Consider the following 15,144-nt stretch of genomic DNA (forward strand, 5'->3'; position numbering starts at 1 on the left):
CCCGGTTCACCCGTCCGGCGCGCCGCGCGGCGACCTGCCCGCTGCTTACGGTCGGCGTCGGTGGTGGCCGGTCCTCGTCCCGCTGTGCTCACAGGACGGCGTCTGCCCTGTTCGCCCACCCTCACACGGCATGACGTGGGCTTCTTCCGCCCCGCCGGGCTCGGATCGCGTGGCCGGCCGGAGCACCCGGTCGGCGTCCAGGGGCAGATGCAGCGGCGCGTCGGGGACTTCGTCGGGCATCCCGTGGACACGGCCGGCGACGCGGAGGTGGCCGGGCGGCCCGTCACCCGCCGTGAGGCCGTCGCCGTCGGGTGATCGGTGCACGGTGTGCGGAGAGGGTCCACCGGTCATGGCCCTCGCCTCCCTGGGTCCGCCGGACGTGTACGCCCCACCTTCAGCCTCGCCCCGGAGCGCACGGGCCGCTACCCGGGTACGACAGGCTTCCCCGACACTTCGGCGGAGCGACACGCGCCTCACGTGCGCACGCCGTATTGCTCATGTGAGGCCACTTCTTCTTCTCTTCTGCGCTGTGGCTAATATCCATGTGCCCGAATTCCCCGCGTAGTTGACCAGTCACCGGCCGGCACCACCGCCCTGCTCCGACTGCCTTCCCTCCTTTCCCGCCTGGAGAGACCCGATATGACAACACCCCTGCGTGTGCTGATCCATGGCGGCGGCATAGGCGGGCTCACCCTCGCCGTGGCGCTCGCCCGGAGCGGTCACACCGCCGAGGTCGTCGAACTCCGTGACGAGCTGGACGCCCTCGGCGTCGGCATCATCCAGCCGTCGAACGCCCTGCACGTCATGCGTGAGATCGGCGTCCTGGACGCGTGTCTGGCGGCCGGCTTCGAGTGGGAGGTGCTGACCATCCGCGACCCGGCCGGCACCACGCTCGCCAGGATCCCGCAGCCCCGCATGGACGGCGTCCCCGCCAGCAGCGGCATCCCGCGCCCCGCCCTGGCGAAGGTGCTGGGCGACGCCACGGCCGCGGCCGGCGTCCCGATCCGCTTCGGTACGACGATCAGCGAACTGAGCGACGACGGTGCCGGTGTCGAGGTGACCCTGTCCGACGGCTCCTCGGCCCGCTGGGACCTCGTCGTCGGCTTCGACGGCATCGGCTCCCCGCTGCGCACCCGGCTGTACGGCGACCGCTTCACCCCCGAGTACACCGGCTTCGCCAACTGGCGCGTCACCGTGCCCCGTCTGCCCGAGGTCCAGGGCGTCGTGGTGAGCGCGGGCCGTACGTCGACGAAGGCGCTGCTCACCCCGATCACGGACGAGCTGATGTACCTGGCCGCCGTGACCGCCGAGGAGCCGGACTTCCGCCCGGACCCCGCACGGGCGCACGAGCAGCTCGTGGAGCGTCTCGCCTCGTTCGGCGGGCCCGTCGCCGAGGCGCTGACCACGGTCGGCACGGCGGAGGGCGTCGTCTACTCGCGCATCTCGCAGGTCACGGTGGACGCCCCCTGGCACGCCGGCCGGGTCGTCCTCGCCGGTGACGCCGCGCACGCGAGCACCCCGAACCTCGCGCAGGGCGCGGCGATGGCGGTCGAGGACGCGCTGGTGCTGGCCCGTTCCCTGGACGCGGAGGACGACGTCGCGGCGGCGCTCGCCGCGTGGGAGGACCGGCGCCGCCCCCGGGCGATGTTCGTGCAGAACCTCTCGCGCGCGCTCCTCAAGGAGGAGACGGGCGGCGCGACGACGCCCGAGGAGGACGAGCTCCTGAAGGTCGGGATGCCGGGCGCCGCCCATGTGCTGGTCAAGCCGTACTGACCGGCGCCCGCCCGGCGTCGCGGGGGCGGTGCGGCGTGCCGCACCGCCCCCGGCGCTTCCTCAGTCCAGCACCGCGATGCCGTCGATCTCGACCATGGCCTGCTCGTCCCAGAGCCTGGCCGCCCCGATGACGGCCATCGCCGGATACTCACGCCCCGCCAGCCGCCGCCAGATCCGGCCCAGTTCGGGTGCGTGGGCGCGGTAGTCGGCCACATCGGTGGCGTACACGGTGACCCTGGCGAGGGCGGACGGCGCGCCGCCGGCCGCGCGCAGGGCTGTGAGCAGATTGCCCAGGGCCGTCTCGAACTGCTCCGGCAGGGTGGCCCCGACGACCTTGCCGTCGCCGTCCAGCGCCGTCTGCCCGGCGAGGAAGACCAGCCGGCCGCCGGTGGCGGTGACGGCGTGCGAGAAGCCGGTGGGCGGGGCGAGTTCGGCGGGGTTGATCCGGGTGATCGGATTCATGCGGGCGTCTCCTGGGTGGCGTACAGCTGCTTGGCGATGATGGTGCGCTGTACCTCGGTGGCGCCCTCGTAGATCCGGGGCGCGCGGACCTCCCGGTAGAGGTGTTCGAGCAGATGGCCCCGGCGCAGGGCGCGGGCGCCGTGCAGTTGGACGGCCGCGTCGACGACGTACTGCGCGGTCTCGGTGGCGTACAGCTTGGCCATGGCGGCGCGGCGGGCCACGCCCGGCTCTCCCGCGTCGTGGGCGGCGGCTGCCGCGTAGACCAGGAGGCGGGCGGCCTCGGTGCGGGTGGCCATCTCCGCGACCTGGTGCGAGACCGCCTGCAGATCCTTGAGCGGGGCACCGAAGGCGGTGCGGTCCGCCGTGTGCTCCAGGGTGGCGTCGAGCGCGGCGCGCGCCATGCCCACGGCGAACGCGCCGACGCTGGGCCGGAAGAGGTTGAGGGTGTCCATGGCGACCCGGAAGCCCCGGCCCGGCTCCCCCAGCACGTCGTCGGCCGTCACCGGTACGCCGTCGAAGTCCAGCGCCCCGATGGGGTGCGGGGAGAGCATCTCCAGCGGCGTCCCGGTGAGGCCGGGGCGGTCGGCCGGGACGAGGAACGCGGTGACGCCCCGGGCCCCGGCGCCCTCGCCCGTCCGGGCGAAGACGGTGTAGAAGTCGGCCTCGGGGGCATTGGAGATCCAGCACTTCTCGCCGGTGAGCCGCCAGCCGTCGCCGTCGGGGACGGGCCGTGCGGCGAGGGCGAGCGCCGCCGCGTCGGATCCGGCGCCCGGCTCGCTGAGCGCGAAGGCGGCGACCGCGCGGCCCGCGCGCACCTCGGGGAGCCACCGTGCGCGCTGGGCCTCGCTGCCCGCCAGACGGACCGGGCCGGATCCGAGGCCCTGGAGGGCGAGCGCGGTCTCCGCCTCGGTGCAGCCGCGCGCCAGCGACTCGCGCATCAGGCAGAGGTCGAGCGCGCCCGAGCCGAGGAGCCGGTCCAGCAGCCCCAGCCCGCCGAGGGCGGCGACGAGCGGGCGGTTGACGTGGCCGGGTTCGCCCTTCTCCGCGAGGGGGCGCAGCTCGTCGCGGGCGAGGGTGTACAGCTCGTCGCACCAGGCGGTTCGACCGGGATCGAGGGAGAATGCCGTCATACCGGCGCCTCTCTTGTCACGACTTATCGCGGACCGTTGACTACCGTCACTCAAACGATACGCTCCAAGGGCGACCAGGGTCTCTCGTTCGGATCAGACTGGATCAGGGAGCGATGCTTCATGAAGCCGTCAGGTACCGCGAGCGCGCACACCGACACCTTCGCGCGCGACCACCTCCCACCCGCCGAGGACTGGCCGGAACTGGTCTTCGACCTTCCCGAACTGGCCTACCCGGACCGGCTGAACTGCGGGTACGAGCTGCTCGACCGCACCGCCGCCCGCTTCGGCCCCGGCCGCCCCGCCTTCCGGACCGCCGACGGCGGCGTCTGGAGCTACGGGGAGCTGCGGGACCGGGTGGACCGGATCGCCCAGGTGCTGACACACGATCTGGGTGTCGTTCCCGGCAACCGGGTGCTGCTGCGCGGGCCCACCACGCCCTGGCTCGCGGCCTGCTGGCTCGCCGTGATGAAGGCCGGTGCGGTCGCGGTGACGGTGCTGGCGCAGCAGCGGGCGTCGGAGCTCGCCACCATCTGCTCCCTCGCCCGCGTCGGCCATGCCCTCTGCGACGTCAGGTCCGTCGACGACCTGGCCGCGGCGCAGGTGCCCGGGCTGCGCGTCACGACGTACGGGGGTGACGCGCCGGACGACCTGACGGCGCTCGTGGCGGGCCGGCCGGGGCCCTGCCGGGTGGTGGACACCGCCGCCGACGACATCGCGCTCATCGCCTTCACCTCGGGCACCACCGGGCGCCCCAAGGGCTGTATGCACACCCACCGCGACGTGCTGGCCGTCGCCGACACGTTCGCCCGCCATGTCCTGCGGCCCGGCCCGGACGACGTGTTCACCGGCAGCCCGCCGCTCGGCTTCACCTTCGGGCTGGGCGGGCTGGTCGTCTTCCCGCTGCGGGCCGGTGCCTCGGCCCTGCTGCTCGAACAGGCGGGCCCCAAGCAGCTGCTGCCCGCGCTGGCCGCGCACCGGGTCTCCGTGCTGTTCACCGCGCCGACCGCGTACCGCGTGATGCTCGACGCGCTCGACGGCCATGACCTGTCCGCGCTGCGCCGCTGTGTCTCGGCCGGGGAGAACCTTCCCGCCGCGACCTGGCGGGCCTGGTACGAGCGGACGGGGCTGCGCATCATCAACGGCATCGGGGCGACCGAGCTGCTGCACATCTTCATCTCCGCCGCCGACGGGGCGATCCGCCCCGGCACCACCGGCGTTCCCGTGCCCGGCTGGCAGGCCCGCGTGGTGAACGAGGACGGCGAGGAGCTGCCCGACGGGGAGCCCGGCCTGCTGGCCGTGCGCGGTCCGGTCGGCTGCCGGTATCTCGCCGACGAGCGCCAGCGGGTGTACGTACGGCACGGCTGGAACATCACCGGCGACACCTATGTCCGTGAGCCCGACGGCTACTTCCGCTATGTGGCCCGCGCCGACGACATGATCATCTCGGCCGGGTACAACATCGCCGGCCCCGAGGTCGAGGAGGCGCTCCTGCGCCACCCCGACGTCGCCGAGGCCGCGGTGGTGGGCCGGGCGGACGAGCTGCGCGGCCGGATCGTGGTCGCGTACGTCGTCCCGCGCGAGGGCGTGGTGCTGTCGGACGACACCCTGCGGGCGCACATGAAGGCCGAGCTGGCACCGCACAAGTGCCCGCGCGCCTTCGTGTTCCTGCCCGAACTCCCCAGGACCGCCACGGGAAAGCTCCAGCGCTTCCTGCTGCGGGACACCGCCCCTCTAGAGTGATCGGGTGGCCGAGCACACCCCCCGTTCCCTGATCGTCAGCCTCTACGGCGCGTACGGCCGTCGCCCTGGCAACGCGCCGCTGGCCGTGTCCGAGCTGATCCGGCTCCTGCACGCGGTCGGGGTCGACGCCCCGTCGGTGCGCTCGTCCGTCTCCCGCCTCAAGCGGCGCGGGCTGCTCACCCCGGCCCGTACGGCGGACGGGGCGGCCGGATACGCCCTGTCGGAGGACGCCCGCCAGCTGCTGGACGACGGCGACCGGCGGATCTACCGGGGCCCGGCGGCGCCGCCCGGGGACGGCTGGGTGCTCGCCGTCTTCTCCGTACCGGAGGCGGAACGCAACAAACGCCACCTGCTGCGCTCCCGCCTGGGCCGGCTCGGCTTCGGCACGGCGGCGCCCGGGGTCTGGATCGCGCCCGCCGGGCTGTACGAGGAGACGCGGCACACGCTGGAGCGCCTCGGACTCGCCCCGTACGTCGACCTGTTCCGCGGGGAGCACCTCGGCTTCGCCGCGACGGCGGAGGCCGTGGCGCGCTGGTGGGACCTGGACGCGATCGCCGGGCTCCACCGGGAGTTCCTGGAACAGCAGGAGCCGGTGCTGCGGTCCTGGGAGGCACGGGCCGGCGAGGACGCACCCGATCCGGAGGAGGCCTACCGGGACTACCTCCGCGCGCTGGACTCCTGGCGGCAGCTCCCGTACGCCGATCCCGGACTGCCCGGGGAACTGCTGCCGAAGGAGTGGCCGGGCGGCCGCTCGGCGGAGGTGTTCGGGCTGCTCCACGGCCGGCTGCGGGACGCGGGCGCCCGGTTCGTGCGCGACGGCTCCTGATCCTCCCGCCCGTAATTCGGGTGCCCCCGGGCCGGGTGACCCGACAGGATGAGGCATGACCTGGACCTTCACGGACGACGTCGGCCGCTTCCTGGACGCGGCCGGGGCGTCCCTGGCCGCCCGGCCCGCGGAGAACACCCTGCTGCTGACGGTCACCGCCACCCTGCGGGAGAGCGGTCCGCGCGCCTACGGCACGGAGCCGCCGGTGCTGGGCTGGTGGCGCGGGGCGGACGGCGAGGTGGCCGGGGCTCTGGTGCGGACACCGCCGTTCGTGCCGGTCCTGGGCACGGTGCCTCCGGAGGCGCTCGGACCGCTGGCGGACGCGCTGGCACTGCCCGGTGTCAACGCGGACCGCGCCACCGCCCGGGCGTTGGCCGCCCGTTGGCCACGTCACCGGGTCGACGAGGAGCACCGGCTGTACCGGCTGGGCACGTTGGTGCCGCCCTCCCCCGCGCCCGCGGGCGCGCCCCGGACCGCGACCGCCGCCGACCGGGCGCTGCTCGTCGGGTGGATCAGGGCGTTCGGCGAGCAGACGGGACAGCCCGGCGACCGGGCGGAACGGATCGTGGACGAGCGCACCACCCACGGCGGGCTGACGCTCTGGGAGGTGGACGGGGTGCCGGTGTCGTCGGCGGGCGTCTCGCGCCGGATCGCCGGGACGGTCCGGGTGACGAACGTCTACACGCCGCCGGAGCACCGGGGCCGTGGTTACGCGGCGGCGGTGACGGCTCAGGTCAGCCGGGTGGCGCGGGAGGAGGGCGCCCGGGAGGTGCTGCTCTTCGCGGACCTCGCGAACCCGACGAGCAACGGCGTGTACCGGCGCATCGGTTACGAGGCCGTCTCCGACCGGCTGCTGATCACCGCGGAGCCGGAATGACGGCGGGGCCCGGGGCCGCCCGGGAGGCACCGGACGGGCAGGTGTGGCTGGTCGCCGCGAACGTCGTGCGGTGGCGGCGCTACGGCGAGGGCGGGCAGGAGCTGCGGCCCGGGACCAAGTCCTACCGGGGAGGCTCCAAGGTGTACGTCGTCGGGACCCACCCCGGGACGGGCCATGAGCAGCTGACCACGATCGGGCGCGGGCGGCACACCGGGACGTACCTCACGATCGACATGTCGACCCGTAATCTGCACACCTTCCGGGCGGTGCCGGTCCACAGCCCGGCCGTGCTGCGGCTGTGCGAGGAGGCGGGTGCGGGCGGCCGCTGGACGGACCGTCGGGACGCCGAGGAGGCCGCGGTCCTGCTCGGCCGGCTGTCCTTCGAGTACCGCACCACCCACTGGGCCCTGCCGCATCCGATCCCCTGCCGCTGCCACGAGTGCCTGACGGCCGGGGCCTGACCGCCGCTCAGCCGGAGCGACGGCCGGCCGGCGGCCCGCCGAGCGTGAGTCGCGGCCTGGGGCCGTCGGTGCGCCCGGCCGGCGGGGTGCGGCTGCCCGCGCGGTACGGGAGCGGCCAGGAGACGCCCGGCCCCGTGTAGCCCTGCTCGGCCGCCGCGTGCAGGGTCCAGTGCGGGTCGTACAGATGGGGGCGGGCCAGGGCGCAGAGGTCGGCCCGCCCTGCCAGCAGCAGCGAGTTGACGTCGTCCCAGGAGGAGATGGCGCCCACCGCGATGACGGGCACGTCCAGGGCGTTGCGGATCCGGTCGGCGTACGGGGTCTGGTAGGAGCGGCCGTACTCGGGGCGTTCCTCCGGGACGACCTGGCCGGTGGAGACGTCAATGGCGTCCGCGCCGTGGGCGGCGAAGGCGCGGGCCGTCGCCACGGCGTCCGCGTCGCTCGTGCCGCCCGGGACCCAGTCCGTGGCGGAGATCCGGACGGACATGGGACGGTCCCCGGGCCATACGGCGCGGACCGCGTCGAAGACCTCCAGGGGGAAGCGGAGCCGGTTCTCCAGGGAGCCGCCGTACGCGTCGGTGCGCTGGTTGGTGAGCGGGGAGAGGAAGCCGGAGAGCAGATAGCCGTGGGCGCAGTGCAGTTCGAGGAGGTCGAACCCGCAGCGGGCGGCCCGCCGGGCGGCCTCGGTGAACCGGTCACGGACGGCGTCCATCCCGGCGCGGTCCAGCTCCCTCGGGATCTGGCTGACGCCCTGCGCGTAAGGGAGGGGTGAGGCGGCGCTGACCGGCCAGTTGCCCTCCTCCAGCGGCTGGTCGATACCCTCCCACATCAGCCGGGTCGAGCCCTTGCGGCCGGAGTGGCCCAGCTGGACGCCGATGGCGGTGCCGGGGGCGGAGTCGTGCACGAAGCGCGTGATCCTGGTCCACGCCTCGGCCTGTTCATCGGTCCAGAGGCCGGCGCAGCCGGGTGTGATGCGGCCCTCGGGGCTCACGCAGACCATCTCGGTCATGACGAGACCGGCACCACCGAGCGCGCGGGCGCCGAGGTGGACGAGGTGGAAGTCCCCGGGCAGCCCGTCGGCCGCGGAGTACATGTCCATGGGCGAGACGACGACACGGTTACGGAGTTCGAGGCCGCGCAGCCGCAGCGGGGTGAACATCGGCGGGGTGCCCGGCGGGCAGCCGAACTCCTCCTCGACGGCCTGTGTGAAGCGGGGGTCGCGCAGCCGCAGGTTGTCGTGGGTGACGCGGCGGCTGCGGGTCAGGAGGTTGAAGGCGAACCGCAGGGGCGGCTGGTCCACGTACTGCGGGAGTTCCTCGAACCAGCGCAGGCTGGCCGCGGCGGCGCGCTGGGTGGACAGCACGACGGGCCGGCGCTCGGCCTCGTACGCGGCGAGGGCGGTGGGCAGGTCGGGCTGCTCCTCGACGCAGGCGGCCAGCGCGAGGGCGTCCTCGACGGCGAGCTTGGTGCCGGAGCCGATGGAGAAGTGGGCGGTGTGGGCGGCGTCGCCGATGAGGACCGTGTTGCCGTGCGACCAGTGCGCGTTGGTGACGGTGGCGAAGGTGAGCCAGGACGACTTGTTGGAGCGCAGCGGGCGGCCGCCGAGGGCCTCGGCGAAGACCTTGGCGCAGAGTTCGGCCGACCGGGCGGTGTCGCAGGTGTCGAGCCCGGCGGCGCGCCAGACCTCCTCGCGCATCTCGACGATGACGGTGGAGGCCCCGGCGTCGTCCGGCGGCCCGGGGCGCACCGGGCGGGAGAAGGGGTAGGCGTGCAGCTGCATCACGCCGTACTCGGTCTCGGCGATCTCGAAGCGGAAGGCGTCGAACGCGAAGTCGGCGGCGAGCCAGATGTAGCGGTTGCGGTGGTGGGTGACGGTGGGGCGGAAGTGGCGGGCATGGGCCTCGCGGGTGGCGCTGTGCACCCCGTCGGCGGCGATGACCAGGTCATGGTGGGCGGCGAGCTCGGCGGCGGGCGGCGCCTCGGTCCGGAAGCGGAGCCGTACGCCGAGGGAGGCGCAGCGCTCGTGCAGGATCCGCAGCAGCGTACGGCGCTCCAGCGCGGCGAAGCCGTGCCCGTCGGAGGTCCGGGTGTCGCCCCGGTGGACGACGTCGACGGTGTCCCAGCGGACGAACGCGTCGCTGAGCGCCCGGTACACGACGGGGTCGGCGTGCTCGATGCCGCCGAGGGTCTCGTCGGAGAGGACCACCCCGAAGCCGAAGGTGTCGTCGGGGGCGTTGCGCTCCCATACGGTGATCTCGCGGCCGGGGTCCAGCCGCTTCAGGAGGGCGGCGGCGTAGAGCCCGCCGGGTCCGCCGCCGATGACCGCGACGCGTCCCGTGCCGGAGGAGGGCATCGCGTCACCTGCCCCGCCACTTGGGCGGCCGCTTCTCGGTGAAGGCGGCGTGGAACTCGGCGTAGTCCTCGCCGTTCATCAGGAGGGCCTGGGTGGCGGCGTCCATCTCCACCGAGGCGGCGAGCGGCATGTCGAGCTCGGCGGTGAGCAGCGCCTTCGTCTGGGCGAGGGCGAGGGCGGGACCGTCGGCGAGTCTTCTGGCCAGGGCGGCGGCGCGGGTGTCGGCCTCCCCTTCTCCGGTCAGCTCGCTGATCAGCCCGATGCGCTCGGCCTCGGGGGCGCGGACGGGTTCGCCGAGCATGAGGATCCGGGTGGCGTGGCCGAGGCCGACGACCCGGGGCAGGAGGTAGGCGGCCCCCATGTCGCCGCCGGACAGGCCGACGGCGGTGAAGAGGAACGCGAAGCGCGCGGACGGGGCGGCGACGCGGAAGTCGGCGGCCAGGGCGAGGACCGCTCCGGCTCCGGCGGCCACTCCGTGGACGGCGGCGATGACGGGGAAGGGGCATTCGCGGAGGGCCCGGACGACCTGTCCAGTCATCCGGTTGAAGTCCAGGAGCTGCGCGGTGTCCATGGCGAGCGTGGCACCGATGATCTCGTCGACGTCCCCGCCCGAGCAGAAGCCGCGTCCCTCGCCGGCGAGCACGAGGGCCCGCACGGAGCGTTCCCTGGAGAGCTCGGCGAGCAGGTCGCGCAGGTCGGCGTAGGCGCCGAAGGTGAGTGCGTTGAGCTTCTCGGGGCGGGCGAGCGTCACGGTCGCCACACCGTCGTCCGTCGTCAGGCGCAGATGCTTCCAGCGCTCCGTGCGCGGGGCGGAGCCGGTGAACGGGCTCATGGAAGGGTCCCCTCCAGCCGTCGGGCCGATGCTGATGCGCTTCGAAGTTATCACTCATCCGTGACTTCCGTCACGGGTGCGCGATAGTGCGCCGGCTGTGGCGAAGGTCCCCTTTGCGCCGGTCGACCGCCTCTATGTCTGCGGCGTCGCGCTTCGTATGGTTGAACGCAGGAAGTCCTGGTACAGACCCGAACGGAAACTCCCGACTTGCCGCCCGACGTCCCCGCGCCGCCCCCACCGCCCTCGTGGCGCATCGCCCTGCCGCACTCCACGGCCGCCGTGCCGATCGCCCGCGCCCTCATCCGTACGGCGCTGGCGGACCTCGACGCTCCCGCGGACAGCGACACCGCCGAGCTGCTGACCGCCGAGCTGGTCGCCAACGCCGTGGAGCACACCGACGGCTCGGGGCCCATCGAGCTGGTGGTCGAGCTCCTGGCGTCGGCCTGCCAGGTGGAGGTCCACGACCACGACCCGGGGCCGCCGGGGAACCTGTCCCGTCTGCTGCCCGGCAGCGCGCCCGACCCGTGGCAGGAGCACGGCCGGGGGCTGCTGCTGATCCGCGCGCTCAGTTCCGCCTGCGGTCACCGCCCCACCGAGCACGGCAAGGCGGTCTGGTTCACCCTTCCGCGGAGCCCGCTGCCGCCCGGTCCCGGGGCTCCTCGGGGCTGACGAGCCGGGAGCGGCTGCGGCCGTATCCGGCGTACACGAGGGCGCCCACCGCGAGGAAGACCACGAACTGCACCCAGGTCGTCCAGCCGGTCCCGTACATCAGGTACAGGCAGAAGCCGACGCCCAGGAGCGGGCTGACGGGGTGGAGCGGCACCCGGAAGGAGCGCTTCAGCCCGGGGTGGCGTCGGCGCAGCGCGATGACGGCGATGTTGACGACCGCCATGGTGGCCAGCGTGCCGATGGTCGTCAGGTTCACGACGACGTCGAGGGACGAGAAGGCGGCGGGGACGGCGAAGACGACGGCCACGATCCAGGTGTTGGCGACCGGCGTGTGCGTCTTCGGCGACACCCGCTCGAAGACCCGGGGGATCAGCCCGTCGCGGGACATCGACATCAGGATCCGGGTCTGGCCGTACATCACCGCGAGGACGACGGACGCGATGGCGACGACCGCGCCGAAGGCGATGATCCCGCCGCCGACGCTCGACCCGGTGACCTGGTCGACGACCAGCGAGAGCGCGGCCGGCTTGTCACCCACGGCGTCCGCGCCCAGTGCGCCGATGGCCCCGAGGGCGACCGCGCAGTAGAGCAGCGTGACCAGGCCGATGCAGATCATGATGGCGATCGGGATGTTCCGGCGGGGGTTCTTGACCTCTTCGCCCGCGGTGGTGATGGCGTCGAAGCCGATGTACGAGAAGAACGCCACGGACGCGCCGGCGGTGATCCCGGCCATGCCGTGGGAGGCGAACGGCGAGAGGTGCCCGTCCTCGAACGCGGTGAAGGCGATGGCGCAGAACGCGACGAGGATGCCGATCTTCAGTACCGCCATCGCCGCGGTGGCGCGCGCGCTCTCCCTGATGCCGCGCACCAGCAGGGTGGCCGCCATCATGACCACGACGACCGCCGGCAGGTTCACCACGCCGCCGTCGCCGGGGCCGGAGGAGAGCGCGTCGGGGAGGTTCCAGCCGATGAGGCTGTCCAGCAGCTCGTTGACGTACTGGCTCCATCCGACCGCCACGGCGGAGACCGAGACGCCGTACTCCAGCAGCAGGCACCAGCCGACGAGGAAGGCGACCCGCTCCCCCAGCGTGGCGTACGCGAAGGAGTAGGAGCTGCCGGAGACCGGGATGGCGCCGCCGAGCTCGGCGAAGGAGAAGGCGGTGAAGATGCAGGTGACGGCGGCGAGGAGGAACGAGATCACCACGGCGGGGCCCGCCTCGGCGACGCTGTCGGACAGTCCGACGAAGATCCCGGTGCCGACGATCGCCCCGACACCGAAGCAGACGAGCTGGAACAGCCCCATCGTGCGGCGCAGGCCGTGCCCTTCCAGGTCGGCTCCGGACTCGGCGAGCAGCAGCTCGGGGCTCTTGACGCGCGCCCCGGTCCTGTGTGAAGGAACGGGCGGGGTGGGGGAAGCGGGACTCATGGGGGGACGGGTCTCTTCTCTGGTGGTGCCGGGGACGGAGCCGTGGGGGGCTCGCACCTGGCCGTGTGCTCCGGGCGGGACGCTCGCGAAGGCCTCGTGACCCGGGCCGGGCACAGGAAAGGGGTTCGGGCGTGCGAGCCCGAACCCCACCAAGTGGCACCATCGTAGCCACTTGCACGCATGTTCACCCAATCGGGTGCATGTTCATGCGGACTGCGGACCGCCTGCCAGCGTCGCGACGAGCACCGCCTTGATCGTGTGCATCCGGTTCTCGGCCTCGTCGAAGACGACCGAGTGCGCGGACTCGAAGACCTCGTCGGTGACCTCCAGCTCGGTCAGGCCGTGCCGCTCGTTCACCTCCCTGGCCACCTTCGTACCGAGGTCGTGGTAGGCGGGGAGACAGTGCATGAACTTCACGTCGTCGTTGCCCGTGGCGCGCAGGACGTCCATGGTCACGGAGTACGGCGCGAGGGCGGCGATCCGCTCGTCCCAGACCTCCTTGGGCTCACCCATGGAGACCCAGACGTCGGTGACGACGAAGTCGGCGCCGCGGACGCCCTCGGTGACGTCCTCGGTGAGGGTGATGCGGGCGCCGCTGGACTCCGCGAGCGCGTGGGCCCGGTCCACGACCTCCTGGACCGGCCAGTAGGCGGCGGGCGCGACGATCCGGACGTCCATGCCGAGCAGGGCCCCGGTGATCAGGTAGGAGTTGCCCATGTTGAAGCGGGCGTCGCCCAGGTAGGCGAAGGCGATCTCCTCCAGGGGCTTCGCACTGTGCTCGGTCATCGTGAGGACGTCGGCGAGCATCTGCGTGGGGTGCCAGTCGTCGGTGAGCCCGTTGAAGACGGGCACCCCGCCATAGGCCGCCAGCTCCTCGACGGCCTCCTGGCTGTCGCCCCGGTACTCGATGCCGTCGAACATCCGGCCGAGCACCCGGGCGGTGTCCTTGACCGACTCCTTGTGACCCATCTGGGAGCCGGACGGGTCGAGGTACGTCGTGGACGCCCCCTGGTCCGCGGCGGCCACCTCGAAGGCGCAGCGGGTGCGCGTCGAGGTCTTCTCGAAGATCAGCGCGATGTTCCTGCCGCACAGGCGCCGCACCTCGGCGCCCGCCTTCTTGGCGGCCTTGAGCTCGGCGGACAGGGCGATCAGGCCGCGGAACTCCTCGGCCGTGAAGTCCAGCTCCTTGAGGAAATGGCGGCCTGTGAGGTCTATGGCCATGGTGACTGCTCCTGGGTCGGGCTGAGGGCGTACGGACGCTTATCCTGGAAGTCTATACGAGAGGCCGTATTGCTATACAGGAGTCGCCGGGTCCCGCCTCACACGGGGTCGCGCACCACCGGGCAGCTCATGCAGCGGGGTCCTCCCCGGCCCCGGCCCAGCTCGCTGCCCCGGATCTCGATGACCTCGATGCCCTCCTTGCGCAGATACGTGTTGGTGGTGGCGTTGCGCTCGTACGCGACGACGACCCCGGGTTCCACGGCCAGCACGTTGCAGCCGTCGTCCCACTGCTCCCGCTCGGCGGCGTGCACGTCCTGGGTGGCGGTGAGCACCCGGATCGTGTCGAGGCCGAGCGCGGCGGCGATGGCCCGGTGCATGTGCTCGGGCGGATGGTCGGTGACCTTCAGCTCACGCGGGCCGAGGCCGGGCTCGATCGTGTAGGAGCGCAGCATGCCGAGGCCGGCGTACTTGGTGAACGTGTCGCCGTCGACCATCGTCATCACCGTGTCCAGGTGCATGAACGCGCGGCGCTTGGGCATGTCCAGCGCCACGATCGTCCGGGCCGACCCGGCGTCGAAGAGCCCTCTGGCCAGCATCTCCACGGCCTGGGGGGTGGTGCGTTCACTCATCCCGATCAGGACGGCGCCCTCGCCGATGACGAGGACGTCCCCGCCCTCGATGGTCGACGGATAGTCGTCCTGGCCCTCCGACCAGTGGTGGAAGACGCCCGCCTCGGGCCCGGTGAAGAGGGGGTGGTGCCGGTAGATCGCCTCGAAGTGCACGGTCTCGCGCTGTCTGGCCGGCCAGCGCATGGCGTTGATGGAGACACCGTCGTAGATCCAGGCGGAGGTGTCGCGGGTGAAGATGTGGTTGGGCAGCGGGCTGAGCAGGAAGTCGTCCAGATCCATGACGTGGAAGCGGACGGACGTCGGCTCGTTGTGCCGTTCCAGGAACTCCCGCTTCGTCATCCCGCCGACCAGGGCCTCGGCCAGCTCGGCGGACGGCAGCTCCTCGAAGGCCGCGCGCAGGTGCTCGGTGGCGAGCGGGCCGTACTCCTTCTCGGCGAAGACCCGGTCGAGGACGAGCCGCCTCGCCACCGGGATGTCGAGGGACTCCTGCAGCAGCTCACCGAAGAAGTGCACCTCCACCCCCCGGTCGCGCAGCACGTCGGCGAAGCCGTCGTGCTCCTCCCTGGCGCGGCGCACCCACAGCACGTCGTCGAAGAGCAGCGCGTCCTTGTTGCTGGGGGTGAGACGCTTCAGCTCCAGATCGGGGCGGTGCAGGATGACGCGGCGCAGCCGCCCGGCCTCGGAATCGACATGGAATCCCATGCCCTCATCCTCACCGCGCGGGGCGCCGTTCACCCTGCGAACCGCC

14 protein-coding genes are annotated in these 15,144 nt (G+C 72.9%); 7 read left to right on the forward strand and 7 right to left on the reverse strand.

Features of this window, described 5'->3' with window-relative positions:
• Positions 1-135: 135 nt before the first annotated feature.
• Both ACZ607_RS08440 and ACZ607_RS08445 read left to right on the forward strand, forming a co-directional pair.
• Positions 136-315, forward strand: coding sequence for a hypothetical protein (locus ACZ607_RS08440; RefSeq protein ID WP_469733056.1), 180 nt, complete (start codon positions 136-138; stop codon positions 313-315).
• 324 nt (positions 316-639) lie between these two features.
• Positions 640-1,773, forward strand: coding sequence for an FAD-dependent monooxygenase (locus ACZ607_RS08445; RefSeq protein WP_469733058.1), 1,134 nt, complete (start codon positions 640-642; stop codon positions 1,771-1,773).
• Between the two features lie 60 nt (positions 1,774-1,833).
• Here ACZ607_RS08445 and ACZ607_RS08450 read toward each other — a convergent pair whose 3' ends face one another.
• Both ACZ607_RS08450 and ACZ607_RS08455 read right to left on the reverse strand, forming a co-directional pair.
• Positions 1,834-2,235, reverse strand: coding sequence for a RidA family protein (locus ACZ607_RS08450; RefSeq protein WP_403997820.1), 402 nt, complete (start codon positions 2,233-2,235; stop codon positions 1,834-1,836).
• Positions 2,232-3,365, reverse strand: a complete 1,134-nt coding sequence (locus ACZ607_RS08455; RefSeq protein ID WP_469733059.1) for an acyl-CoA dehydrogenase family protein — start codon at positions 3,363-3,365, stop codon at positions 2,232-2,234. The genes ACZ607_RS08450 and ACZ607_RS08455 overlap by 4 nt, the downstream gene beginning before the upstream one ends.
• A gap of 120 nt (positions 3,366-3,485) precedes the next feature.
• Between ACZ607_RS08455 and ACZ607_RS08460 the strand changes: the two genes are divergently transcribed.
• From ACZ607_RS08460 to ACZ607_RS08475, 4 genes are read left to right on the forward strand one after another with little or no spacing between them, the layout of a single operon-like run.
• On the forward strand, positions 3,486-5,105 hold the full coding sequence (locus ACZ607_RS08460) for an AMP-binding protein (RefSeq protein WP_469733061.1): 1,620 nt from the start codon (positions 3,486-3,488) through the stop codon (positions 5,103-5,105).
• Between the two features lie 4 nt (positions 5,106-5,109).
• Positions 5,110-5,931, forward strand: coding sequence for a PaaX family transcriptional regulator (locus tag ACZ607_RS08465; RefSeq protein ID WP_469733063.1), 822 nt, complete (start codon positions 5,110-5,112; stop codon positions 5,929-5,931).
• A 55-nt stretch (positions 5,932-5,986) separates the two neighbouring features.
• Positions 5,987-6,808: a GNAT family N-acetyltransferase gene (locus ACZ607_RS08470; RefSeq protein WP_469733065.1), complete on the forward strand. Its 822-nt coding sequence runs from the start codon at positions 5,987-5,989 to the stop codon at positions 6,806-6,808.
• Entirely contained in the window at positions 6,805-7,269 is a 465-nt protein-coding gene (locus tag ACZ607_RS08475) for a hypothetical protein (RefSeq protein WP_469733067.1), read from the forward strand. Before ACZ607_RS08470 ends, ACZ607_RS08475 begins: the two co-directional genes overlap by 4 nt.
• Before the next feature lie 7 nt (positions 7,270-7,276).
• Here ACZ607_RS08475 and ACZ607_RS08480 read toward each other — a convergent pair whose 3' ends face one another.
• Positions 7,277-9,619 carry a bifunctional salicylyl-CoA 5-hydroxylase/oxidoreductase gene (locus ACZ607_RS08480; RefSeq protein ID WP_469733068.1) on the reverse strand — a complete coding sequence of 781 codons (2,343 nt, stop codon included), beginning with the start codon at positions 9,617-9,619 and terminating at the stop codon, positions 7,277-7,279.
• A 4-nt stretch (positions 9,620-9,623) separates the two neighbouring features.
• Positions 9,624-10,451: an enoyl-CoA hydratase family protein gene (locus ACZ607_RS08485; protein ID WP_469733070.1), complete on the reverse strand. Its 828-nt coding sequence runs from the start codon at positions 10,449-10,451 to the stop codon at positions 9,624-9,626.
• 207 nt (positions 10,452-10,658) lie between these two features.
• Here ACZ607_RS08485 and ACZ607_RS08490 point away from each other — a divergent pair, with 207 nt between their 5' ends.
• Entirely contained in the window at positions 10,659-11,120 is a 462-nt protein-coding gene (locus tag ACZ607_RS08490) for an ATP-binding protein (RefSeq protein ID WP_469733072.1), read from the forward strand.
• On the opposite strand, the gene ACZ607_RS08495 is transcribed toward ACZ607_RS08490, so the two are convergent.
• The 3 genes from ACZ607_RS08495 to ACZ607_RS08505 all read right to left on the reverse strand — a co-directional run bounded on the left by ACZ607_RS08495 (position 11,068) and on the right by ACZ607_RS08505 (position 15,098).
• Positions 11,068-12,546 carry an amino acid permease gene (locus tag ACZ607_RS08495; RefSeq protein ID WP_469733074.1) on the reverse strand — a complete coding sequence of 493 codons (1,479 nt, stop codon included), beginning with the start codon at positions 12,544-12,546 and terminating at the stop codon, positions 11,068-11,070. The two genes, ACZ607_RS08490 and ACZ607_RS08495, sit on opposite strands and share 53 nt — an antisense overlap.
• Before the next feature lie 204 nt (positions 12,547-12,750).
• Positions 12,751-13,767, reverse strand: a complete 1,017-nt coding sequence (argF, locus tag ACZ607_RS08500) for an ornithine carbamoyltransferase (RefSeq protein ID WP_469733075.1) — start codon at positions 13,765-13,767, stop codon at positions 12,751-12,753.
• Between the two features lie 98 nt (positions 13,768-13,865).
• Positions 13,866-15,098, reverse strand: a complete 1,233-nt coding sequence (locus ACZ607_RS08505) for an arginine deiminase (RefSeq protein WP_469733076.1) — start codon at positions 15,096-15,098, stop codon at positions 13,866-13,868.
• Positions 15,099-15,144: the final 46 nt, after the last annotated feature.

Source organism: Streptomyces sp. NPDC104381 (assembly GCF_055583745.1).

Bases quoted from the DNA above. Each gene is read 5' to 3' on its own strand.
- ACZ607_RS08495 (WP_469733074.1), bottom strand. From the start codon at position 12,546: ATGAGTCCCGCTTCCCCCACCCCGCCCGTTCCTTCACACAGGACCGGG.
- ACZ607_RS08485 (WP_469733070.1), bottom strand. From the start codon at position 10,451: ATGAGCCCGTTCACCGGCTCCGCCCCGCGCACGGAGCGCTGGAAGCAT.
- ACZ607_RS08460 (WP_469733061.1), top strand. From the start codon at position 3,486: ATGAAGCCGTCAGGTACCGCGAGCGCGCACACCGACACCTTCGCGCGC.
- ACZ607_RS08445 (WP_469733058.1), top strand. From the start codon at position 640: ATGACAACACCCCTGCGTGTGCTGATCCATGGCGGCGGCATAGGCGGG.
- ACZ607_RS08450 (WP_403997820.1), bottom strand. From the start codon at position 2,235: ATGAATCCGATCACCCGGATCAACCCCGCCGAACTCGCCCCGCCCACC.
- ACZ607_RS08475 (WP_469733067.1), top strand. From the start codon at position 6,805: ATGACGGCGGGGCCCGGGGCCGCCCGGGAGGCACCGGACGGGCAGGTG.
- ACZ607_RS08470 (WP_469733065.1), top strand. From the start codon at position 5,987: ATGACCTGGACCTTCACGGACGACGTCGGCCGCTTCCTGGACGCGGCC.
- ACZ607_RS08455 (WP_469733059.1), bottom strand. From the start codon at position 3,365: ATGACGGCATTCTCCCTCGATCCCGGTCGAACCGCCTGGTGCGACGAG.
- ACZ607_RS08505 (WP_469733076.1), bottom strand. From the start codon at position 15,098: ATGGGATTCCATGTCGATTCCGAGGCCGGGCGGCTGCGCCGCGTCATC.
- ACZ607_RS08480 (WP_469733068.1), bottom strand. From the start codon at position 9,619: ATGCCCTCCTCCGGCACGGGACGCGTCGCGGTCATCGGCGGCGGACCC.
- argF (WP_469733075.1), bottom strand. From the start codon at position 13,767: ATGGCCATAGACCTCACAGGCCGCCATTTCCTCAAGGAGCTGGACTTC.